Source organism: Exiguobacterium sp. s39, from assembly GCF_018618925.1.
Classification (GTDB): Bacteria; Bacillota; Bacilli; order Exiguobacteriales; family Exiguobacteriaceae; genus Exiguobacterium_A; species Exiguobacterium_A abrahamii.
Genome location: NZ_JACSNA010000001.1, coordinates 287147 through 307811, shown reverse-complemented (window position 1 = coordinate 307811; position 20665 = coordinate 287147). Strand labels below are relative to the sequence as shown.

At 49.1% G+C, this 20665-nt stretch carries 24 protein-coding genes; 7 read left to right on the top strand and 17 right to left on the bottom strand.

The window, feature by feature from the left end:
- Nucleotides 1–22 precede the first annotated feature (22 nt).
- From KNQ11_RS01585 to KNQ11_RS01575, 3 genes are all read right to left on the bottom strand, one after another.
- Nucleotides 23–469 (bottom strand): hypothetical protein, encoded by a 447-nt coding sequence (locus KNQ11_RS01585; protein ID WP_214769131.1) that lies wholly within the window; start codon nucleotides 467–469, stop codon nucleotides 23–25.
- A 71-nt stretch (nucleotides 470–540) separates the two neighbouring features.
- Nucleotides 541–960: a hypothetical protein gene (locus KNQ11_RS01580; protein WP_023467641.1), complete on the bottom strand. Its 420-nt coding sequence runs from the start codon at nucleotides 958–960 to the stop codon at nucleotides 541–543.
- Nucleotides 960–3077: a DNA topoisomerase III gene (locus KNQ11_RS01575; RefSeq protein ID WP_058712921.1), complete on the bottom strand. Its 2118-nt coding sequence runs from the start codon at nucleotides 3075–3077 to the stop codon at nucleotides 960–962. The genes KNQ11_RS01580 and KNQ11_RS01575 overlap by 1 nt, the downstream gene beginning before the upstream one ends.
- A gap of 44 nt (nucleotides 3078–3121) precedes the next feature.
- Here KNQ11_RS01575 and KNQ11_RS01570 point away from each other — a divergent pair, with 44 nt between their 5' ends.
- Nucleotides 3122–4018 carry a DMT family transporter gene (locus KNQ11_RS01570; RefSeq protein ID WP_023467639.1) on the top strand — a complete coding sequence of 299 codons (897 nt, stop codon included), beginning with the start codon at nucleotides 3122–3124 and terminating at the stop codon, nucleotides 4016–4018.
- Between the two features lie 46 nt (nucleotides 4019–4064).
- Here the strand turns inward: KNQ11_RS01570 and KNQ11_RS01565 are convergent, their stop codons facing one another.
- Nucleotides 4065–5525, bottom strand: coding sequence for an MDR family MFS transporter (locus tag KNQ11_RS01565; protein WP_214769129.1), 1461 nt, complete (start codon nucleotides 5523–5525; stop codon nucleotides 4065–4067).
- 145 nt (nucleotides 5526–5670) lie between these two features.
- Here KNQ11_RS01565 and KNQ11_RS01560 point away from each other — a divergent pair, with 145 nt between their 5' ends.
- A complete protein-coding gene (locus KNQ11_RS01560) occupies nucleotides 5671–6486 on the top strand; it encodes an SDR family NAD(P)-dependent oxidoreductase (RefSeq protein WP_023467637.1) in 816 nt (271 codons plus the stop codon).
- A gap of 44 nt (nucleotides 6487–6530) precedes the next feature.
- Here KNQ11_RS01560 and KNQ11_RS01555 read toward each other — a convergent pair whose 3' ends face one another.
- Genes KNQ11_RS01555 through rnz form a run of 7 tightly spaced genes read right to left on the bottom strand, consistent with a single transcriptional unit; the run spans nucleotide 6531 to nucleotide 11282 of the window.
- Complete coding sequence (locus KNQ11_RS01555; RefSeq protein ID WP_064300260.1) at nucleotides 6531–6902, bottom strand: hypothetical protein; 372 nt, start codon at nucleotides 6900–6902, stop codon at nucleotides 6531–6533.
- A 27-nt stretch (nucleotides 6903–6929) separates the two neighbouring features.
- The gene (locus tag KNQ11_RS01550; protein ID WP_050678517.1) at nucleotides 6930–7493 is read right to left on the bottom strand and encodes a hypothetical protein; all 564 of its coding nucleotides are present in this window, start codon (nucleotides 7491–7493) and stop codon (nucleotides 6930–6932) included.
- Nucleotides 7490–8443 (bottom strand): ATP-binding cassette domain-containing protein, encoded by a 954-nt coding sequence (locus tag KNQ11_RS01545; RefSeq protein WP_251138069.1) that lies wholly within the window; start codon nucleotides 8441–8443, stop codon nucleotides 7490–7492. Before KNQ11_RS01545 ends, KNQ11_RS01550 begins: the two co-directional genes overlap by 4 nt.
- Nucleotides 8379–9098: a hypothetical protein gene (locus KNQ11_RS01540; protein ID WP_058712924.1), complete on the bottom strand. Its 720-nt coding sequence runs from the start codon at nucleotides 9096–9098 to the stop codon at nucleotides 8379–8381. The genes KNQ11_RS01545 and KNQ11_RS01540 overlap by 65 nt, the downstream gene beginning before the upstream one ends.
- Nucleotides 9076–9480, bottom strand: coding sequence for a DUF4430 domain-containing protein (locus KNQ11_RS01535; protein ID WP_055966801.1), 405 nt, complete (start codon nucleotides 9478–9480; stop codon nucleotides 9076–9078). Before KNQ11_RS01535 ends, KNQ11_RS01540 begins: the two co-directional genes overlap by 23 nt.
- Nucleotides 9477–10373, bottom strand: coding sequence for a hypothetical protein (locus tag KNQ11_RS01530; protein WP_055966805.1), 897 nt, complete (start codon nucleotides 10371–10373; stop codon nucleotides 9477–9479). The genes KNQ11_RS01535 and KNQ11_RS01530 overlap by 4 nt, the downstream gene beginning before the upstream one ends.
- A 3-nt stretch (nucleotides 10374–10376) precedes the next feature.
- Entirely contained in the window at nucleotides 10377–11282 is a 906-nt protein-coding gene (gene rnz / locus KNQ11_RS01525) for a ribonuclease Z (RefSeq protein ID WP_055966808.1), read from the bottom strand.
- 108 nt (nucleotides 11283–11390) lie between these two features.
- Here rnz and KNQ11_RS01520 point away from each other — a divergent pair, with 108 nt between their 5' ends.
- Nucleotides 11391–11570 (top strand): hypothetical protein, encoded by a 180-nt coding sequence (locus tag KNQ11_RS01520; RefSeq protein WP_023467629.1) that lies wholly within the window; start codon nucleotides 11391–11393, stop codon nucleotides 11568–11570.
- A 62-nt stretch (nucleotides 11571–11632) separates the two neighbouring features.
- Here KNQ11_RS01520 and KNQ11_RS01515 read toward each other — a convergent pair whose 3' ends face one another.
- On the bottom strand, nucleotides 11633–12757 hold the full coding sequence (locus KNQ11_RS01515) for a M20/M25/M40 family metallo-hydrolase (RefSeq protein WP_214769127.1): 1125 nt from the start codon (nucleotides 12755–12757) through the stop codon (nucleotides 11633–11635).
- A 229-nt stretch (nucleotides 12758–12986) separates the two neighbouring features.
- Entirely contained in the window at nucleotides 12987–13949 is a 963-nt protein-coding gene (locus KNQ11_RS01510) for an aromatic acid exporter family protein (protein ID WP_235147627.1), read from the bottom strand.
- A gap of 76 nt (nucleotides 13950–14025) precedes the next feature.
- On the opposite strand from KNQ11_RS01510, the gene KNQ11_RS01505 reads away from it, so the two are divergent.
- From KNQ11_RS01505 to KNQ11_RS01490, 4 genes are all read left to right on the top strand, one after another.
- Nucleotides 14026–15102 carry an N-acetylglucosaminidase gene (locus tag KNQ11_RS01505; RefSeq protein ID WP_214769125.1) on the top strand — a complete coding sequence of 359 codons (1077 nt, stop codon included), beginning with the start codon at nucleotides 14026–14028 and terminating at the stop codon, nucleotides 15100–15102.
- Nucleotides 15103–15159: 57 nt separating this feature from the next.
- The gene (locus tag KNQ11_RS01500; protein ID WP_214769123.1) at nucleotides 15160–16095 is read left to right on the top strand and encodes a manganese-dependent inorganic pyrophosphatase; all 936 of its coding nucleotides are present in this window, start codon (nucleotides 15160–15162) and stop codon (nucleotides 16093–16095) included.
- 85 nt (nucleotides 16096–16180) lie between these two features.
- Nucleotides 16181–16945: a 2,4-dienoyl-CoA reductase gene (gene fadH / locus KNQ11_RS01495; RefSeq protein ID WP_214769121.1), complete on the top strand. Its 765-nt coding sequence runs from the start codon at nucleotides 16181–16183 to the stop codon at nucleotides 16943–16945.
- A gap of 290 nt (nucleotides 16946–17235) precedes the next feature.
- Nucleotides 17236–17949: a ZIP family metal transporter gene (locus tag KNQ11_RS01490; protein ID WP_047390876.1), complete on the top strand. Its 714-nt coding sequence runs from the start codon at nucleotides 17236–17238 to the stop codon at nucleotides 17947–17949.
- A gap of 65 nt (nucleotides 17950–18014) precedes the next feature.
- On the opposite strand, the gene KNQ11_RS01485 is transcribed toward KNQ11_RS01490, so the two are convergent.
- The 4 genes from KNQ11_RS01485 to KNQ11_RS01470 all read right to left on the bottom strand — a co-directional run bounded on the left by KNQ11_RS01485 (nucleotide 18015) and on the right by KNQ11_RS01470 (nucleotide 20631).
- Nucleotides 18015–18653, bottom strand: a complete 639-nt coding sequence (locus KNQ11_RS01485) for an HD domain-containing protein (RefSeq protein ID WP_214769119.1) — start codon at nucleotides 18651–18653, stop codon at nucleotides 18015–18017.
- On the bottom strand, nucleotides 18635–19171 hold the full coding sequence (locus KNQ11_RS01480; protein WP_214724497.1) for a GNAT family N-acetyltransferase: 537 nt from the start codon (nucleotides 19169–19171) through the stop codon (nucleotides 18635–18637). The genes KNQ11_RS01485 and KNQ11_RS01480 overlap by 19 nt, the downstream gene beginning before the upstream one ends.
- 64 nt (nucleotides 19172–19235) lie before the next feature.
- Nucleotides 19236–19958 carry an amino acid ABC transporter ATP-binding protein gene (locus KNQ11_RS01475; RefSeq protein WP_214771827.1) on the bottom strand — a complete coding sequence of 241 codons (723 nt, stop codon included), beginning with the start codon at nucleotides 19956–19958 and terminating at the stop codon, nucleotides 19236–19238.
- A gap of 13 nt (nucleotides 19959–19971) precedes the next feature.
- Nucleotides 19972–20631, bottom strand: a complete 660-nt coding sequence (locus KNQ11_RS01470) for an amino acid ABC transporter permease (RefSeq protein ID WP_058705392.1) — start codon at nucleotides 20629–20631, stop codon at nucleotides 19972–19974.
- Between the last annotated feature and the right edge of the window lie 34 nt (nucleotides 20632–20665).

Sequence of the window (20665 nt, the reverse complement as noted above, 5' to 3'; positions counted from 1 at the left end):
AAGAGCCCCTGAGGACCCTTTTTTAATGATGATGGTGATGGCTATGGCTCCGGACCGGCTGTTCGTCCGCTAAATGATCCGCATCCAAAATACCGAGCCGTAAGTATTGTGCGACGACTTGTTTTTTCGTCGTTTCGGAAATTTGATCCGTTCCTTGGACGAGCCTTAAGATGCCAGTCGCAATCCGAAACGGTTCGAGATTCGTCTTTTCGACCGGAAAACTTGTCAACGTTTCTAAGTAAGCGACGTAATTCAGTGCATCCGATTCATCCGGACTGACGAGACGCGCCGCATGCTCGCGCAGTTGTTGCGTCAATGAATTCGTTGAGATTCCCTTTGAGGCTGCAGAGATGACTCCAAACAGAATGAACCCAATGATGAGAACAAAAAATCCGACCATGAAAATCGGCATGCCCGAGAAGAAGCCGTCGCCTCCCAGTTCGCCTTCCATGAATGCTAGTGTGAACATAGTGAACCCTCCAAATGAATAGAATGATGACGATCACTTATCCTACGTCATCCTCTTCAAGAAAGTTTCACCTAGTTAGGTAGTTTTTGTAAGTCAGCTTGGAACCAGTCTTCAACGAAGAAGCGTTCCGTCTCCGTCTCGATTTGATATGAATACAACACTTCGAAGTCGCCCTCCGTCAGCATCGGTAACGTCAATTCGCGTACGAGTTGGCGTAATTCTTCTGTCAGCTCAGCTTCGTAGCGGATGAATCCATCTTCCCGGTGCTCGACTTCCGTCAAATATGGAAGCAGAATGTGTTTACCGAATGATTGTGGATCATCGATCACTTCCGCAGTCACACCAAACAGTTCTTCTGCTTCTTCGACCAGTCCTTCTGCCGACTGTACCTCAATGTGGTCCGGAAACCAGACCGTCAAGCGGCGCCCTTCCTGTAACAGTCGTTCAAAGACAGGACGAAACGTTTGATTTTGAATCAGTTCGTATTGCATCAGTCTTCTCCTTTCGTGAATTCGAATTTTAATTGATCGCGTTCGAGATAAAGCATCGCCTTGAACTGACGCGCGTTCTTCTTCATCTCAAGTGGCTTTGTCTTTTGACCTGCGAGTACTTTTTTGACTTCCGTTTGTGTCAATTTGGCACCAAGGATCGTTTTCGGTAACGTAAAGCCACAGTTGTTCTTTTGATAGCCGCTGCAGCCATAGAATTTCCCTCGATCAAGCACCGCTGATTGACACAGTGGGCACGGACCGACCGGACGATTCGTCGCACCCCGCGGAGACTTGCTTTTGACTTGCGTCGGATCAACAGCGAGTTGTTCGATTCGTTGTTTGGCATCAACGACGAGATGCTCTGATAATTTTTTTGCCTGTTCGATGAACTGGGCAGCCGATGCTTCCCCTTTCCCGATTTGCTCTAATCGGCTTTCCCACTTCGCTGTCATCTCTGGTGAAGCAAGAATACTTCCCGTCACGGCATCGATCAAGATCCGACCTTTTGGCGTCGGATGAATCTCTTTTTTGACGAGTTTGATGTATTCCCGCCGTTTTAGTCCATCGATGATCCCGGCACGGGTCGCTTCCGTCCCGAGTCCCTCGACTTCCTTCATGATCGCTTGCAGCTCATCTTCGAGTAATTTACCAGCTGTTTTCATGCCGAGGATGAGCGTCCCTTCCGTATAGCGTTTCGGCGGCTCCGTTTGTTTCTCGAGCAGACGACAGCCTTTGATCGGCATCTCTTGTCCTTGTTCGACGGCTGGCAATTCGACTTCTTTTGACTCGATTTGTAAGACTTGTTTAAAACCCGGATCAATCGTCCGACTGCCGCGTGTCAAAAAACGGTCCATCTCACGCGTCGTCACGATTTCCGTTTTCTCCGAGACAGCGTCCGGTGCAAAGGCAGCAAGGAAACGGCGAACGATTAAATCGTAGACTTGCGCATCTCGTCCAGAGAGCTTCGCGACGGCACCCGCCTCTTCTGTTGGAATGATCGCATAGTGGTCGCTGACCTTTGCCGGATTGACGTAGCGTTTATCGTTAGCTGGATTGTTCGTCAGGACATCCTTGATTGGGCTATATTCCGCTTGCTTCAATAACCGATCAAGAATGACCGGGAACTGTCCCGCCTCCTCTTTCGTCACGAAGGAAGAGTCCGTTCGCGGATAACTGATCCAACCACGGATATAGAGTTTTTGCGCGATATCGAGCGTCTCTTTTGCACCGAGACCAAACCGTCGGCTCGCTTCTGTTTGTAAGAGCGACAAACTGAACCAAAACGGTGGACGTTCCGTCTGCCGTTTTTTCTCGATCGATGCGACGATTCCGGTTCCTTTCGTCCGATCCACGATCGCTTGTGCCTGTTCCCGGTCACTCAGTTTCGTCTGTTTCTTCGCATTGATATATTTTCCTTTGTATCGCGTAAAATCCGCCTCGACTTCGTAGTACGTCTCCGGTAAGAAATTCTCGATCTGTTTTTCCCGTTCAACGATCAGTGCAAGCGTCGGTGTCTGGACTCGTCCGAGGGAAAAAACGTCGGCGATGCCCTTCTTCTTCAGTAACGTCGTATACGCACGGGACGCATTCATCCCGATCAGCCAATCGGCGCAAGCGCGACTCATCGCCTCATGGAAGATGTTCTCTGTTTCCTTACCATCGAGCAGGTTCGCAAACCCATGATCAACCGCTTGAGGCGTCAAACTCGAAATCCAGAGTCGTTGCAGTGGTTTCGCGTTGTTCGCGAGACGTAAGATCAATCGGACGATTGCCTCTCCCTCTCGCTCGGCATCCGATGCTATAATGATGGAAGTCGTCGTCCGCTCATTCAATAATTTCTTGATGACTTGGTACGGTTTACTCTTACCTTTTGCCAGTCGGTAATCAAATCGTTCCGGGATGATCGGCAGATGATCGTAGTTCCATCGTTTCCATTTGGCGTCATAATGCGCCGGCTCCTGCAGTTCACATAAGTGTCCGACCGCATAGGCGAGTTTTGCTCCTTGCGGAAACCGGTCACACGGCTTGATTTCAATGTAGCCGTCCCGCTTCACGGACGGATACGGTGCTGCCAGTTTTTCAGCTTGTTTTGGTTTTTCAGCAATGATCAATTGCACACGCTTCACCCTCATTTCCTTACTTCAGACATGTGGAGGTACCCATGCCCTATTTTACGTTATTCATGGCTTTATTCTTTATTTCAACATCGGCAATCTTCGTCAAGTGGGCGGAGACCCCGATTGAGGCTGTCGCCTTTTACCGCATGTTGTTCTCGACCTTGTTGTTGCTCCCGCTCATTCGATTGAAGGAACTTTTGCAACTCAGTTCGTCAACGATCCGGCATATGCTATTAAGTGGCATTTTGCTCGCCGGGCATTTTTGGCTGTGGTTCCTCTCTCTTGATTATACGACAGTTGCGAGCTCGACGCTCTTCGTGACCGCGAGTCCGATTTTTGTCCTTGCCGGTAACGCGTTATTCTTCAAACAACACCCGTCACGCAAGGCACTCCTGTTCGTTGCTGTCGCCCTATTTGGTGGCGGTCTCGTCGCTTACGGAGATATCGCCGTCGGCATGCGTGCCTTGATCGGGGACGGTCTTGCCTTGCTCGCAACGATTTTAGTCGCTGGTTACTGGTTGCTCGGTCAACATGTTCGCACGAGCGTCTCGACGAACCTTTATTCGTTCGGTGTCTACGCTGTCGCGTCGCTCGTCTTGCTTTTGTTATCGTTGATTCAATCGACGAATCTCGTCGCTGCGTTCCAACAGGATTGGTGGCTGTATATTCTTCTTGCCGTCTTCCCGACGTTACTCGGTCACAATTTATTCAACTGGGCGCTCGCTCGTGTCAGCGCCAGCATCGTCAGTATCACGATTCTTGGTGAAGCGGTTTGGGGGATGATCTTCGGATACTATCTGTTTGATGAGAAGTTGACATGGATTCAAATCACCGGTGCCGCTTTACTATTGATCGGAATCGGATTGTTCCTCCGACGCAACGAACGCGATATTCGCGAACAACTCGCCCAGCGTGAGAGTGCCACTAGTCAATCTTCTTAATGACAAAAGCGAACCAGGATGATCATCATCCTGGTTCGCTTTTTCATTACGATCGTGGATCGTCAGGTCGAACTTTCGGTAAACGCCATGTCATCGCGAACGCGAGAATCGCACAAAGGACGCCACCGATGAAGACGTAACGTAATCCATGTGATAACGCGATTTCTGCCGCATACTGCACATCCTGTCCGAACGTTTTTGCCGTACTCGATTGGAAAAATGGATCAATCGCGTACCCTGAGAGCGTGTCCGACGCTGAAAACGAACGAAGGATGGATAGGTTGAAGATCGTACCGAAGATCGCAACACCGAGCGTCTGTCCCGTCGTACTCAAGAACGAGTTGACGGCCGTCGCTGAGCCACGAAGTGACCAATCGACGGAAGTCTGCAAGACGACCATAAAGACAGGCTGTGAGAGACCAAAACCAATTCCGATCAGCGAAACAGCAAGATAGATGAAGACATCACTTGATTCGCGCGTGATTAACGATAAAATCACAGTACCGACGATCAGCAATCCCATTCCTGTCATCGTCCGGTACCGGGGCGAGGCGACACCAATCGTCCGTCCACCGATGATGGCGGTCAGCGTCCAAAAAAGCGAGAGCGGCATCAACATGAAACCGGCCTCGGTCGGACTCTTCCCGAGTACCCCTTGGGCAAAAATCGGAATATACGCTGACATCGAGACGAGCACCCAGGCGGAAAAGAAGACCGCTAAGTTGATCACGAGAATGACCGGATGGCGAATGACTGCTGGTGGTAAGAGTGGATCGCTCGCCTTTTTCTCGACCCGATAGAACGTGAACAACAACACGAAACTAATTAAAAAGCTCGCTAGAATGATCGGACGCAAGAACGTCTCCGACTCACTCCCCGACAATAAACCGTATAGAAACGCACTCATCCCGAGCGCAAACAATAACGCGCCCCGGTAATCGATTTTCCGCTCCGTTTCACGGACCGTCTCTTTGTAGTAAACGACGATCATGAAGAAAGACAATAACGCAAACGGTACGTTTAGTAAGAAAATATACCGCCACGAAAGCGATTCGACGAGGAATCCACCGACGAGTGGTCCAGCGACACCCGAGATCCCCCAGACAGCGCTGAGCACTCCTTGGATTTTCCCCCGTTCCTCATATGTATACAAATCACCGATGATCGTCATCGCGATCGGCAATACGGCTCCTGCCCCGATTCCTTGGACGGCGCGGAAGACGATCAACATCTCCATCGATTGAGCAAGTCCACAGGCTAACGAAGCGACGGTGAAGACGCCGATTCCGAATAACAGAACTCGTTTTCGACCATATAAATCTGCCATCTTGCCGTAAATCGGTGTTGATACCGCCATGAACAACAAGAACCCGGCAAAGATCCAACTGACTAATTTCGCCCCGTTCAATTCACTCGCCATGACAGGTGTTGCTGTTGCAACGATCGTCCCCTCGATCGCGGCTAAAAACGTCGCGAGCAACAAGGCGACGGTTACTTTTTTCCTCATCTGTTCCACTTCCCCTCTACTGTTCTATCATACTGGTTGGACCAGTGATAAGAAAAGTAAATGCTTACGAAACAGGATTCGCGGGAACGGTATGGAATGGTATACACTAGACTCAGATTCACGATTTCGAATGGAGGAATGTCCTATGTTACGAAAAACGGCACTGATTACCGGTGCATCGGGTGGAATCGGACTGGATCTCGCTGTTCTCGCGGCGCGAGATGGCTTCGATTGTGTACTCGTTGCCCGCAATGAGAAAAAATTGAAGGAGCTTCAACAGGTCCTTGAAAAACGCTATCAGATCAAAGTCTATGTATTCGCTGCTGATTTATCACTAAGCGACAGCGTTGATCGTCTCGTGCAATACTTAGAGGAACAAGAATTGACAGTCGATCTATTGTTCAATAACGCCGGCTTCGCCACGTCAGGACGCTTTGCGGAAATCGATCCAACAGAAGACATTAACTCGATCCAGGTCAACGTCGTCGCCTTGACGGATTTGACGAAACGTCTCTTACCAGGAATGGTTGAACGTGGCTTCGGACGCATCCTGAATGTCGCGTCGGTCGCTGCCTTCATGCCAGGGCCTTACATGAGTGTCTACTACGCAACGAAAGCCTATGTCCTGTCGTTCTCGGAAGCACTTGCGACAGAAGTAGACGGCTCGGGTGTCAGTGTGACTTGTCTCTGCCCGGGACCGACCGATACGAACTTCTTCGACCGGGCGAACATCACGCTACCGTTTAAGAGTATGCCGTCACACCTCGTTGCCTTCGCCGGGTACCGTGGCATGCTCAAAGGACGCCGCGTCGTTGTTCCAGGTGCAAGCAACCGCGCCATGGTTTCCTTATCTCGTCTCTTGCCACGCCGTCTCCTGACAGAAGTGACCGGTCGCATTCAAGACCCGGCTCGCCAACAAGAATCCTCGACAGAAGAAGAACTCCTGTACGCGAATTCATGAAAAAAAACGGAAGGACCAGATAGTTGGTTCTTCCGTTTTTGTATTTATGCCTCGTGATGACGAAAACGCCGCGTCGCATAACGTTTGATGCGATCAAAGGTCGTCGTATAGCGATACAGATAACGAATGACGAGCGCACTCGTGATCGAGACGATGTAGCCTGTCGATAAGACGAGTAACCAGGAGACAATCGCGAGGAACCATGAACTCTCGAATCGTAAATGTTGCCAAAGTAATCCTTCTGATGAGGTAATGAGCATGGCGCTTGGGAAGATGGCGGCAGCAAGTAAGTAACAAGCAGCATAACGTCCTCTAATCGTACCTTTCATCAACAGAATACTGCCAAACACTAAGCCGACACTCGAGACGATGAGCAACATGACGACATAAGCAAGCGAAATCGACGATCCCAGCATATGCCTTCCCTCCTGTTCGATATGTTACTATTCTGTACCCCTCTTTTCATCGAATGAATGCATAATTCGTAAAAAAATCGGAAACAATATCCAAATGAAAATCGCGTTACTGAAACCGTGAAGCATATCAAACGTTCCTCCGGCTACAAGCAGTGTCAAAAAAGCTTGCCACGAGAATCCGGTCAATACCAAGAACCCGAGATTGCTCACCCATCCGTATAAGAAACCAGCTAGAAATCCATATCCAGTCAATACGATCCGGTAACGAAGAAACGGAACGAATCCTAAACTGGCAATCGTTGCATACGCCAGCGCCTGAAAGAGGACGAACGGACCGCTTCCGAGAAATAAGCTCGTTAACACAACGACAAGCATCCCAGAAATGGCTCCGACGATCGGATGGATGAATACGGCTAATAATAAGACGAGTGCCGTTGCCGGCTGGACGTTCGGCAAACTAGAGAACAACAATCGTCCGACGATTGCCGCTGCCGTGATGATGGCGATGAACCGTAATCGTTGATCCGTCATCTGAAGTCTCTCGAACATGACTAAAAACAGACAGACGATCAGAACCGTTGCGACGATCATACGAACAACCGACTTTCTTGTAAAAAGTCCTTCGTCGGTCCATCGAAAGCAACTTCTCCGTGCACGAGATAAATGATCCGCTGTGCTGCCCGAATGAGAACTGGATCATGCGTCGCCATGACGATCAGATTCGTCGGATTCTGCTGCCACGATGCGACGAAAGCCATTCGTGCGCTGTCATCAAGTCCAGCCGTCGGTTCATCAAAGTAATAGCTGTCTTTACTCCAATCGATACCGTCCAAGAGACGCTTTTTTTGCGTCGTAAAACTACCGCTTCGATCGTCTAATGGCGCAAGCATCGGATGCGCTGGTACATAATGTGTCTCCCCCGACCGCCGGACTTTTCCGTATAGCGGTCGCTCGACACCGAGCGCGAGCCGGAGTAACGTCGATTTCCCACTACCATTTGCACCAATGATCGCAATGCGTTCACCTTGATGAAACGACAATTTTTCTGTCACGAGTGCATAGCGTGTCTGTAACGGATAACGGTGTTGGACGTTTTCGATCCGATTCAGGATACGACCTGTCAGTTCAGTGGCGCGACTCGTGATCGCCAAGTCGGATTGTATCGTCATCGAGCAATGGATCTGACAACCAAACCGTCGTTCGATTTCTTCAAGCAATCTCATTAATCGCTTTCGCCTGACATGATCAAGAAAGAGAAACGGTTCCGACAAGAACAGGGTCTTTGGTGACGAAGACAACGCATGACCGAGACCGACGAGCTGTTGTTCTCCGGAAGAGAGCTCACTGGACTCCGCTTCAAAAAAAGCTTCTAGCCCAAGCAAGGTCGCGAGTTCTCCTGCCCGAAACAAGGAACCCGTCGCCAGAAGATCTCGGACACGTCCATGAAGCAACCGCTCCGGTGTCAAGACCGGTTGTTCATGTTCGCCCGCCTGTTGACGTAGTCGCTCTTCGCGATCGGTGTCGGTATACATGATAGGCATCCCGGATTCCCCCTTTTGTAAATAATAGTGCTACGGGCAAAATCATCGCCGAAATGATTGCCCATGGTGTCAGACAAAGAGCCAGTCCTGCCGCAAGCAATAAGCCTGTCTGAACATCACGTCGCGTGATCGGTCTTAAGCGAGACGGCACCGCTTCGATCGGTACGATATGATAGGCGGCCATCCGCTCCAGTCGAACAGCAAGCGACGCATTCGGATGACTCATCTTGACTTCGGGCCAAGTGCGTAAGAAAGACGGAATCAGTGCCAGCACCATACCCGTCAATCGTGTCAGTCGAGGTAAGAAACGAAACAACGGTCCCATCTGCTCGAGTCGAACCAACGTAAAAATCCATTGACTCGACGTGATGAATAGCGTCACTTGGACCGTCGTTTCATAAATCGCTACTGTGTCGATGCTTGCACCATAAAGAAGCGGGACACACATCATGACGGCATAAAGAGCCGGGAGGACTAAATAGCGAAACACAGTCCGTTCTTGAACGAATAAAAACAAGAGCAGATGATAGACGACGATCACTGATTGATCATGTGTGAGGACGAACGGGATCGTAATCATCCCGATGAAAAAGAGAGCGACGTTCACTGGATGAAGTCGCTCCCGTTCTGGTTTACTCAAAATAAGCCATTGCATCTTTTTCAAATCGCCATTCGAGACGATCTCCTTTTTTCAGTTCATAACTTCCAGCACCGACTTCGCCCGGTTTGCCGTTGACTCCGAAGACCCAGCCACTACCTGTTCCAGCTGATTTCTCTCGAATCCCATCGACTGCCGTGACATATGCCATCTCACCTTTGCCTGTTTTGACGACATCGAGCGTCGTATCTTCAAGTGCATCAAGTGCCGTATCTTTTTCGTTCAAGCATACGTCTTTATTAAATAACGTCTTATCCTTGACGTGATCCACGACCGATACCTTGACTTCCGCCTCACAAGACGCTGTTTGTTGTTCCTCTTTTGCTTCCGCGCAACCGGCAAGTAACACGATACTTGCAGCAAATAGCCATTTTTTCATCGTACGACTCCTTTTCGCCTTGATGTCTCAAAGCTGTAATTGTATAACAGAATGGTTTTATTTCGTAAGGATTGACCGTCAGAACGGTAATACGTCAGACGGACCGCATTCGCTAAGACATCGTCCCCTGTATTGACGTACGGAATCAATTTCCCTTCGTCATCAATCAAGAAGACCGTTGCATCCTGCAGACTAAACGTTTCGTAGAGCCCATCGAGATCCATCTCGACATAAGGGGTTTTGGAATCATGTAAGATTTCATGAATCGAAAGCTTTCGCAACGTCTCAAACGATTGATTCGCATCAATCAGTTTCTGGTAATATGATGTCAACGATTTTGTCGCCAACTCTTCACGTGGTCGATAGGAAATCGTTCCTGTCAGCTCCTGGTAACTGACATCGTAACGAATGAAGCGTTTCGGTGTTTCGACGAGCATCTCAAACGAGGCGTTCCGGAGATTCCCGCCCCGATCGAACATCAACCGACTTTGTTCCATCCGCAGTCCCTCTTCACCGACACGCCGTTCGATTTGAGAAAGGAAATTGTCGAATGAGTCATCCGTGATCGTCACGCGACCAATCTGTTGTGTTTCTTCCCGCAACACTCCCGCATCAAACGGACCGAGAAAGAGTTGCAACAGGAAGAATAAGAACCCAAAGAGTGCCATGTATCTTTTATAACGCGAGTTCTTTTTCGGGTGCAGGACGATCAGGAAAATGATGATGCCGAGCGGTAACTGAATATCATAGACTGGAAACGACACGGCCCCGAGACACGCATAAAAAATGAACTTCATGTACAAGTATTTTTCTTTTTCCGTCCGACGTTCGAGTAAAAAACCTAATCCGCTAGCAGCCAGTAAAAAGAGTGCCCATAAAATGAGAAAGTCCATCGTCTATCCTTTGACCGGGACGATCCGGTGATCAAACATGAGATGACTGTTCGTGAATACTTCTCGTGCCTCTTGTTCCAGTACTTCCTCTTGATCGACATAACGAGCGGAAACGTGCGTCAATAGAAGCTTTTTCGCTCGTGCCGTTTCTGCAATGACAGCTGCCTGTCGAGCGGTCGAGTGACCGAAGCGTCCCGCATGTTCGACTTCTCGATCGGCAAACGTTGCTTCATGGACTAATACATCAACGTCTCGCGCCAGTTCGACCGAGGCTGCGCACGGCATCGTATCGCCAAGAACGGCTAGCTTAACACCAGGTTTGGGTGATTCTAAAAAGTCGGACGATGGATAGACCGTTCCTTCGAATTCGAAGGTTTCTTCCAGTGTGATTCGGCGATAGATCGGACCGGATGGCACGCCTAGTGCCTTCAGTGCATCCACACGCAAGGCGCCCCGCTCTTCTGGTCCTTCGAGTCGGTACCCAAACGCCGGGAAACGATGCTCAAGCGACCGCGCCGTCACGCGGAATCCGTCCTGGTCATAGGTTTGACCGTCTTCGACTTCAACGATCCGAAGTGGATAACGTAGATATGTTCCTGTGATGCGTAATGTCGCGTCCATCCATTCTTTGATCCCGGTTGGTCCATAGATCGTTAGCGGTGTCGTTCCTTCCAGCGCTGCTCTTGTACTAATGAATCCTGGTAATCCAAAGATATGATCCCCGTGTAAATGGGTGATGAAGATCGCATTGACTTTCCGTGGTTTGATCGGACTGTGTAAGATTTGATGTTGCGTCGCCTCTCCACAATCGAACAACCAGGTCATTTTGGGGTGTAACAAGGCAATCGATGTGACGTTTCGTTGTTTCGACGGCATACCGGCTCCTGTCCCTAAAAAATAAAATTCCATCTTTTTCCCCTTTTCGTAAAATTAGCATTTTTTATACACAAAATACACCTTTCTTCTGTTGAAGCATGGTAAACTGTACCTATTCAGATTTGGAAGGTGGTTTTTTCCATGACTAAGATTGAACGGACCTATGCCCGCATCGTCCGGGAAGCCCGCAAACTGAACGAGAGTTATCGGCAAAAATACGGAAAGTCGATTCAAATCGATGAAATCGCTTCGACCTTATTATGTACAGAAGAACTCGTTCTAGAGTCTATGGAATATGTTGATCGTCCTCAAGTAGTTTAATCGTACAATGATAAAGAGTGTACCGCAATGTTGCGGTACACTCTTTTTTGTGTTTCATCAGCTTATTTGTTCGTGATGTAATCGACTAGCGTCACGCAAAGTTCCGCTGTTTTGACGAGTTCTTCGATCGGCATCTTCTCATTCGTCGTGTGGATATCTTCATATCCGACAGCCAAGTTGACCGTTGGGATACCAAAACCAGCAATGACGTTAGCATCTGATCCGCCACCAGAATGTAAGAGGCGTGGCGTGCGTCCGAGTTGTGTGATCGCTGCTTTCGCGACTTCGACGACTTGATCTCCATCCTCGAACTTGAAGCCTGGGTACATGACTTTGACTTCAACTTCAGCACGACCACCAAGCTCTGCTGCCGCTTCTTCAAACGCCGCTTTCATCTTCTCTGTCTGTGCTTCCATCTTCAGAGCGACGAGTGACCGTGCTTCCGCGAAAATTTCGACATAATCACAAACGATGTTCGTTGATGGACCGCCACCGCTGAACCGTCCGATGTTCGCTGTCGTCTCTTCATCAATCCGACCGAGCGGCATCTTCGCGATCGCTTTCGACGCAATCGTAATCGCCGAGACACCTTTTTCCGGTGCGACACCAGCATGCGCTGTTTTCCCGAAAATCTTCGCATTGACTTTTGCTTGCGTTGGAGCAGCCGTGATGATGTCTCCGACTTTTCCATCTGAATCAAGTGCAAAACCATAATCGGCATCGATTTTTGATGGATCAAGCACCATCGCACCGACGAGCCCAGATTCTTCACCGACTGTGATGACGAACTGAATTTTCCCGTGAGGTTGTTTCGTTTCATTCAATACATGCACGAGTTCGATCAGAGATGCGAGACCTGTTTTATCATCTGCCCCAAGAATCGTTGTGCCGTCCGTCTTGACGTAACCGTCCTCGATGATTGGTTTAATGCCTTGCCCCGGGAATACCGTATCCATATGGGAAGTGAAATAAATTTTATCGACGCCGTCTTTTGTTGCCGGAAGTGTGACGATTAAATTGTTTCCTTTATGTTCCGTCTTAGACGAAGCGTCATCCTCGAACACCTCACATCCGAGATCCTCGAACGTTTTTTTCAGGTGAGCACAAATCCGTGCCTCCTCTTTTGATTCCGAATCGATCTGGACAAGTTCTAAAAACGTATCTAATACACGTTGTTCATTGACCATGACAAAACCCTCCTCTTATTATGTTTCAATCCATTAGCGCTTTTTCAGTATACCATCCCCATCGTCATTTGCACTTCTGAAAGGTTGTTTGTACAATGGCATTAATCAGTTGATGTAAGAGAGGAGTAGTGGATATGGCAAAACCATCGAAACAACAACGCATCATCAAATGGACGACGATCGGGATCTTAGCAATCTTCCTGATCGGTACGTTCGCTTCGACGATGTTTTATTTCTTTTGATTGACGTAACGTTGTTTTAAACGTAAATACTGCTCCGCTTCTTGTAGCATGTGCAGTAAGGCAGAGCGGACCTCGAACTCTTCCCGCGTGACGGGTAAGGCAGAGGCACGAAAACGTGTCAATAATGCCTCTAGTTCTGAAATGTACACCATTGCGTCGGCTTCAGGTCGGACATTGTCACCAATCGTCCGAAAGAAGTCGGCGACTTTTTTTCCTTCTTCGACGACGAGGACGAGTTCCTCGGCATGATGGACGATACCGCGCAGTAACTCGAATTGTTGTTCGCGCATCCGGAAGTAGGCATAATCTTCATCATCGTTCCGACGACCGATCGCGTTTCCCATTCGTTTTAAGGCGGCATCTTTCCCTTCACGTAACAGACGTTCTGTCTCGTCAAGCGTCAACGCATGATGATTGACCCGCCCTGTTTCAATCGCAGCCGCGACTTCAAAAAATAAGGCGGCGATCCGTTGGTCGATCTTTTCTCGTCGGTCGTCAATCAACAAATCGAGACTTGGCATGTACATGTTGACAAGTAATCCGACACCAACACCAATGCCAAGCAATAAGGATTCGTTCAATAAGATGTGCGCGTTGAGCTGACGTTCCGTATACAAATGTGTCAGAATGACGACACTCGTGATGAAACCGTCCTGAAGTCGGAGGCGTTGAACGGATGGAAGGAATAAAATGAAATAGATCAATAACGTCACCGGACGATAGCCGATGACCTCGAATAGAATGAATCCAAGCACGATGGCAAGTAACGATGCCATGATGCGTTCGTAAGAAGACCGGAACGTCTTCTTTCGTGTCGACTGGATGCTCAAGATGGCGATGATGGCAGCGAAGACGTAATAGTCGAGCTTGAGTTGTTCTGCGATCCACATCGCGAGCGCAGCAGCGACCGCTGTCTTCAGCGTGCGATAACCGATTTGCAACAGGTTCACCCCCTTTTGTTTTTCTTTGTTAGACTACCTACCTTGGACACGAATGTCCATTGCTTTTTAAAGGACGTGATTTACTTTGACGACACGCACTATCCGCCCCGGTCGCCCCGTGCGCCGGACCGGTTCGATAAAAGGATTACTTTTTTTCTTCCTCATCGGAGTTCTCTTGTTCTTTTGGCTCCGCGAGGAACCGAAGACCGTCTTAACCCCACCTGCGCCTTATTCGGCTGAGCGCTATGAGAAAGGTAAAATCAACGAGCAAGACTTCCAGACGTTCGCCGAGGCGAAGGAGTACGCGGGTCAGCGCGGCGCGGTGAAACGCGCTTCAGACGACCGCTACGTCTACCTCGGTGGACCAGGTACTGGGATCGTCGACGATCGTGGTATTCTATCGATTCATCGTGACCCTGAGTTAAAGAAACGGCTCACTTACGTCGCTTCCGGCACACGTGTCCAGTTGCTTGAATTCGGGGAACGGACAAGTCGTGTCAGCATCGCCGGCGTGACGGGTCATGTCTCAACGGACCGCTTACGCCCATTCCCCGCAGAACGTGTCTCGAATGCATCGTATTATCAGACGAAAGGTGATCGTCTCCTTCACTACATCGTCGCGGACAGCGGACTTGGTGGACTGATCGTTGCCGGCGAAGCAACGAAAACGACGCCTCGGACGAGCAAATATGTTGAATCGAAGACATTAACACGTGATTTGACGAAACCGACGCGTCTCAGTGCCAAACAACTCGATGCGTTCATCAAGGAGCAAGCACCGGACAGTCCCTTGATCGGTAAAGGAAAAGTCTTTAAGTCCGTTGAAAAGAAATACCGTGTCAACGCAGCCTATCTGCTTGCACATGCGATTCACGAATCCGATTATGGACGGTCTGAGATTGCCCGCGAGAAAAATAACTTGTTTGGCGTCAATGCGACCGATTCCGCACCGGGAGAAGATGCAACCGTCTATAAATCCTTGACGGACTCGATCGAGCAGACCGGTCGATTCATCGCAAAGGATTATCTCGATCGGGATGGACGTTATTTCCGCGGGGCGTACCTTGGGAACAAACAAAAAGGCATGAACGTCTTTTACGCGTCAGACCCCTTCTGGAGTGAAAAAATCGCTGGTATCATGGTGAAAATGAACGCTTTCTAAATCGGAGATATGATACACTATAGGGCGAGACAACAATCATTGAGGAGTGAACACGTCATGGAAAAAGTTTTAGTATTTGGTCACAAAAATCCTGATACCGATACAATCACATCGGCAATCGCTTATGCAGAATTAAAGAAAGCACTCGGTGTCAATGCCGAAGCCATCCGCCTCGGTGAAATGAATGATGAAACGTTATTCGCACTCGATACGTTCAAAGTTCCAGCACCACGTCTCGTGACAGAAGTCGCGACGGAAGCAACACACGTCATTTTAGTCGACCACAACGAACGTCAACAAAGTGCGAACGATATCGACGCTGTTACCGTAACAGAAGTCATCGACCATCACCGGATCGCAAACTTTGAGACATCGGATCCTGTCTACTACCGGGCAGAACCGGTCGGCTGTACAGCAACGATCCTGAACAAGCTCTACAAAGAGCATGGTGTTGCCATCAAACCAGAAATCGCTGGGTTGATGTTATCAGCGATCATTTCTGACTCGCTCCTGTTCAAATCGCCGACTTGCACGGAGCAAGATATCATCGCAGCACGTGAACTCGCAGAAATCGCTGGTGTCGATGCGAACGTCTACGGTCTTGAGATGCTCAAAGCTGGAGCTGATCTCTCGAAAAAATCCGTTCCTGAATTGATCTCACTTGATGCAAAAGAATTCACGATGGGAACACTCAAAGTCGAAATCGCTCAAGTCAACACGGTCGATACAGCAGAAGTCTTGCTTCGCCAAGAACAACTCGAAACAGCAATCAACGAAGTTATCCTTGCAAAAGGACTTGATCTGTTCGTCTTCATCGTCACGGATATCTTGACGAACAACTCTGTTGGACTCGTCCTCGGGAAAGAAGCGAATCTCGTCGAACGTGCTTACGGTCTTGAAGCGACGAACAACCTTGTTTACCTCGAAGGTGTCGTTTCACGTAAGAAACAAGTCGTTCCTGTCTTAACAGATACGGCTCTTGCAACACAATAAGTCAGAAAAAGAAGGAGTTCGCTCCTTCTTTTTTGAATAAAGAATATGAATGGCTGTTCATTCATTACATAAAGGAGGAAGCAATATGACACAAACGATCATGGTGACGGGTGGAACGAACGGAATGGGGAAAGCGATGGCGCTCGCCTTAAAGAAAGCCGGCTGGAACGTCGTTGTTACAGGACGCGACGCGGAACGCTTGCGACTGATGGATGAAGCATTGGGTCAGATTCAAGGTGAACATCTGACGATTCAGATGGATGTCCGTGATGCTGACGCTTGTCTGGCTGCTGTCAATCAAGCACGCGAACGGTTCGGTCGTCTCGAAGCATTGATCAACAATGCTGCCGGGAACTTCATCTGTCCGACCGACGAGTTATCACCGAATGGATGGAAGACGGTCATCGATATCGTCCTCAACGGGACATTCAACTGCTGTCACGCTCTTGTCAAAGGATGGAAGGAAGATCAAGTCGTTGGCGGACAAATCGTCAACATCGTTGCGTCTTATGCGTGGCAGGCCGGCGCTGGTGTCGCTCCGAGCGCCGCTGCGAAAGCCGGTGTCCTGAACTTGACGCGGACGCTTGCCGTCGAATGGGGCTATAAATATCAAGCCCGTGTCAACGCGATCAGTCCGGGACCGATCGAACGGACAGGTGGTGCTGACAAACTCGCATTGTCACCGGAACACGCGGAACGAATTCGCCGCAACGTCCCGCTCGGTCGATTCGGGACACCGGAAGAGATCGCAACACTTGCAACATGGATGGTGTCAGATCAAGCCCGCTACTTGAACGGAGAATGTATTGCTCTTGACGGCGGTCATTGGTTAAATAAACAACCATTCTAATGATTGAGATTTAATGACTTAAGAAGTCGGTCTCCACAAAGTTAAGAATGACGCGCTTCACGCAACTCCTACAGGAAAAAGTGCATCTTTGCGTTGTCAGAGACGAACAAGACCCGCTTTCCTGCTTGAAAGAAGCAGGAAAACTGGCCTGTGTCTCGCCTGAGGAAAGGGCGTGCGTCATTCTTTTTTTAAGTCAGCCCCTTGCATGCGTCGCGAACTATTTTTCTTTCTTTTCGCTATGTTTATGAATTATCTAGAACAGGTAGAAAGGACAAGAAGGAGGCGATCGTATGTGGGAAGCGTTCGGTTGGGGAGCGCTAGCAGGTGGTGCCGTTGTCATCGGTGCGTTGTTCGGACTGTACTTACCCTTAAAACAACGCCTGATCGGTTACATCATGTCGTTTGGGACCGGGATCTTGATTGGAGCAGCGACGTTCGAGTTACTCGATGAAGCACTAAAGAAGTCAACAACACTCGTCGTCGCGATCTCTTTCATCGTCGGCGCTCTCGTCTTTACGGGCTTCGACCTATTCGTTTCGTCACGCGGCGCGAGTAAACGGAAACGTTCGTCTGGTGGGAACGAAGGCACGGGAACAGCGATTTTCTTCGGGACGATTCTTGATGCGATCCCGGAATCAATCATGATCGGTGCCAGTCTGTTATCCGGAAATGTCAGCGCGGCACTCGTCGCGGCGATTTTCGTCAGCAACATCCCGGAAGGTTTATCGAGTACGACCGGTTTGCGAAAAGATGGCTTTTCGAAGAACAAAGTATTACTGATGTGGGGAGTCGTCTGGTTGATCTCCGCCCTCGCCTCACTCGCTGGCTACACGATTCTCGCAGAACTCCCGGACATGCAATTTGCCATGATCGGTGGCTTCGCAAGCGGTGGGATCATTGCGATGCTCGCTTCGACGATGATGCCGGAAGCTCATGAGGAAGGTGGTGCGATCGTTGGTCTGTTCGCAGCACTTGGGTTAATTACTGCCATCATCCTTAGTTAAATACAACATAAGGCGCGTTGTCTGGAAAATGAACCGGACAACGCGCCTTATGTGTTTAAATTGATTTACATATCACCTACTTCTCCCGTAGCGCCCTCCCATTCCTGCTTAAAAAGATTAACGAACTCTTCCATGTAGCGATGTCGCTCCTCTGCTAAAAGAAGTGCTGTTTTCGTATTCATTAAATCTTTTAGCCGGAATAACTTTTCTTCAAAATGATTCAGGGCACTCGTCTCTCCCTTTCGGTCACCCGGTTCTCGTGGTGCTAGTCCAGGTACATGCATCGGCTCCCCGAACCGACCAGCGAACTGAAATATGCGCGCAATCCCGATTGCACCGATGGCATCGAGTCGATCAGCATCTTGAACGACTTGCCCTTCGATCGTTTGCATCGGTGGGCGTGTACCGTCTTTATAGGACAGGCTCGTGATGATGTCTAGAATTTGTTCCTGTTCTTCTTCTGTCACTTTTCCTTGCAAGAAGGTCGCGACCGTCTCTGCCGTTCCCCCGAGTTTACTATCTGCTACGTCATGAAGTAAGGCCGCCAGTTCGATGATTTTGACGTTCCCGCCTTCCTGTTTGGCAATATGTAAGGCTAAGCGGCGAACCCGTTCGATATGGGCATAATCATGACCTGAAAAGTCCGTCGCGTGAAACGACCGGACAAAGATTTCCGTTTCTTGAATCATTGTCGTTCCCTCCATTCCGGTTCGAGTAATCCGTACAGTAACATATCATGTCGCTCCCCGTCTCGTCGTAAAAAGGCTCGGTATCTTCCTTCCTGAACGAACCCGAGTCGTTCGTACAGTTGAACCGCACGTGTATTATACTCAAAGACCGTCAATTGAATCCGGTACAAGTTCAACTCTAAGAAGGCGTACTCTAGTATCGTCTGTAGCGCATCCGTTGCATACCCTTGCCCTTCACAATCCGGATCGATGCCGATCATCAGCCATGCCGTTCCATGTGTCGGTAAAATATCTTCTAATGCGACCACCCCAATCATCCGTTCATCTTCGAAGTTACGAATCGCAAACCGAAACGTCTCCGGAGCATCCGTCGCCATCATCTGTTCAATCTTTTCCTTCGATAAGTGACGATATGGCGTCGCACTGAAATGGCGAGCAAACGTTGCATCGTCAAGCAGACGTTGCATCACTTCGGTATCTTCCGACTGAAAACGCGTCAGACGAGTATGATGACCTTCAAGCAATTTTTTCATTCTTATCCCCCTCTCTACTAAAAACCGAAAAACGCTAACCCTCTTCAGAGTTAGCGTACTGTGCTCATAAAACTTTTTCGAGGAATTTTTTCGCCCGGTCCGTCTTCGGATTGTCGAAGAGTTCGATCGGTGAACCTTCTTCCATCAGAATCCCCTCATCGAGGAACAAGACGCGATCCGCGACTTCTTTGGCGAAGCCCATCTCGTGAGTGACGATGACCATCGTCATTCCGCTTTCCGCCAATTGTTTCATGACGTCCAGTACTTCGTTGACCATCTCTGGGTCAAGCGCTGACGTCGGTTCATCAAACAACATGACGTTCGGTTCCATCGCAAGAGCGCGCGCGATTGCGACCCGTTGTTTTTGTCCACCTGACAACTGGTTCGGGTAATTATCGCGTTTTTCAGCTAAACCAACGCGATCTAGTAGCGTCTCTGCCCGCTTGACTGCCTCGTCTTTTGAGATACCAAGGACGTTGATCGGTGCGTACGTCAAGTTATCAAGAACAGACTTATGTGGGAACAAGTTAAATTGTTGGAACACCATTCCGATGTTCTGACGTGCTTTCGAGATATTTGCTTTTGGTTTCGTCAGTTCAAAACCATCGACGATGATCCTTCCACTCGTTGGTTGTTCCAGTAAGTTGATACAACGTAGAAATGTTGATTTACCGGATCCCGACGGTCCAATGACAGCGACGACTTCACCGCGTGTAACTGTCGTCGAGATACCTTTTAATACTTCTAATTTTCCGAATTGCTTATGCAAATCGGTGACTTGGATCATAGGTTCCATCTGATTACCCACTCTTTCTCATAGCTTTTTCGACTTGTTGGCCTATCAAGCTCAATCCCATGACGAGAACAAAATATACGAATCCGGCAAACAACAACGGTTCGAAATAAATCGCCTTTTCTCCTCCAACGATTTGTGCACGACGCATGACATCGAGAACACCGACCGTCGAGACGAGTGCCGATTCCTTCGTCAACGTGATCAATTCGTTCATGATCGCTGGAAGGATATTTTTAAAGGCTTGCGGCAAAATGATCGAACGGAGTTGTTTGAAATACGAAATACCAAGCGCATCTGCCGCTTCCCACTGCCCACGATCAACGGCTTGAATCCCGGCCCGAATGATTTCCGAGATGTACGCTCCGGAGTTCAAGGAGAAGGCGATGATTGCCGATTGGTATCCTGTCGTGACATACCCTGTCAACTGTGGTAATCCGAAGTGGACGATCGCCAGTTGCAAGATCAATGGGGTTCCCCGGAAGATCGCCGTATACGTATGACCAATGAAACGGAGGAAACGGCTCTTCGTGATTTTCAGTGCCGCGACGACGATTCCGATCAGCATCCCGGCAATGGCCGCCACGATGACGACTTGGAACAGGACCGGAATCCCCTCAAGAATATATGGAATTGAATCTTGAATCTTTGTAAAGTCTATCATAATCAATCTCCTAACGTCGCACAAAAGGGATGAGGTT

Excerpts from the sequence above, each read along its gene's own strand:
- KNQ11_RS01485 (WP_214769119.1), bottom strand. The coding sequence starts at position 18,653 with ATGGAGGGAACGACAATGATTCAAGAAACGGAAATCTTTGTCCGGTCG.
- KNQ11_RS01515 (WP_214769127.1), bottom strand. The coding sequence starts at position 12,757 with ATGGTCAATGAACAACGTGTATTAGATACGTTTTTAGAACTTGTCCAG.
- KNQ11_RS01580 (WP_023467641.1), bottom strand. The coding sequence starts at position 960 with ATGCAATACGAACTGATTCAAAATCAAACGTTTCGTCCTGTCTTTGAA.
- KNQ11_RS01530 (WP_055966805.1), bottom strand. The coding sequence starts at position 10,373 with ATGGACTTTCTCATTTTATGGGCACTCTTTTTACTGGCTGCTAGCGGA.
- KNQ11_RS01585 (WP_214769131.1), bottom strand. The coding sequence starts at position 469 with ATGTTCACACTAGCATTCATGGAAGGCGAACTGGGAGGCGACGGCTTC.
- KNQ11_RS01570 (WP_023467639.1), top strand. The coding sequence starts at position 3,122 with ATGCCCTATTTTACGTTATTCATGGCTTTATTCTTTATTTCAACATCG.
- KNQ11_RS01540 (WP_058712924.1), bottom strand. The coding sequence starts at position 9,098 with ATGCAATGGCTTATTTTGAGTAAACCAGAACGGGAGCGACTTCATCCA.
- KNQ11_RS01545 (WP_251138069.1), bottom strand. The coding sequence starts at position 8,443 with ATGCCTATCATGTATACCGACACCGATCGCGAAGAGCGACTACGTCAA.
- KNQ11_RS01500 (WP_214769123.1), top strand. The coding sequence starts at position 15,160 with ATGGAAAAAGTTTTAGTATTTGGTCACAAAAATCCTGATACCGATACA.
- KNQ11_RS01550 (WP_050678517.1), bottom strand. The coding sequence starts at position 7,493 with ATGATCGTCGCAACGGTTCTGATCGTCTGTCTGTTTTTAGTCATGTTC.
- KNQ11_RS01480 (WP_214724497.1), bottom strand. The coding sequence starts at position 19,171 with ATGAAAAAATTGCTTGAAGGTCATCATACTCGTCTGACGCGTTTTCAG.
- KNQ11_RS01565 (WP_214769129.1), bottom strand. The coding sequence starts at position 5,525 with ATGAGGAAAAAAGTAACCGTCGCCTTGTTGCTCGCGACGTTTTTAGCC.
- fadH (WP_214769121.1), top strand. The coding sequence starts at position 16,181 with ATGACACAAACGATCATGGTGACGGGTGGAACGAACGGAATGGGGAAA.
- rnz (WP_055966808.1), bottom strand. The coding sequence starts at position 11,282 with ATGGAATTTTATTTTTTAGGGACAGGAGCCGGTATGCCGTCGAAACAA.
- KNQ11_RS01560 (WP_023467637.1), top strand. The coding sequence starts at position 5,671 with ATGTTACGAAAAACGGCACTGATTACCGGTGCATCGGGTGGAATCGGA.
- KNQ11_RS01490 (WP_047390876.1), top strand. The coding sequence starts at position 17,236 with ATGTGGGAAGCGTTCGGTTGGGGAGCGCTAGCAGGTGGTGCCGTTGTC.
- KNQ11_RS01535 (WP_055966801.1), bottom strand. The coding sequence starts at position 9,480 with ATGAAAAAATGGCTATTTGCTGCAAGTATCGTGTTACTTGCCGGTTGC.
- KNQ11_RS01520 (WP_023467629.1), top strand. The coding sequence starts at position 11,391 with ATGACTAAGATTGAACGGACCTATGCCCGCATCGTCCGGGAAGCCCGC.
- KNQ11_RS01555 (WP_064300260.1), bottom strand. The coding sequence starts at position 6,902 with ATGCTGGGATCGTCGATTTCGCTTGCTTATGTCGTCATGTTGCTCATC.
- KNQ11_RS01475 (WP_214771827.1), bottom strand. The coding sequence starts at position 19,958 with ATGATCCAAGTCACCGATTTGCATAAGCAATTCGGAAAATTAGAAGTA.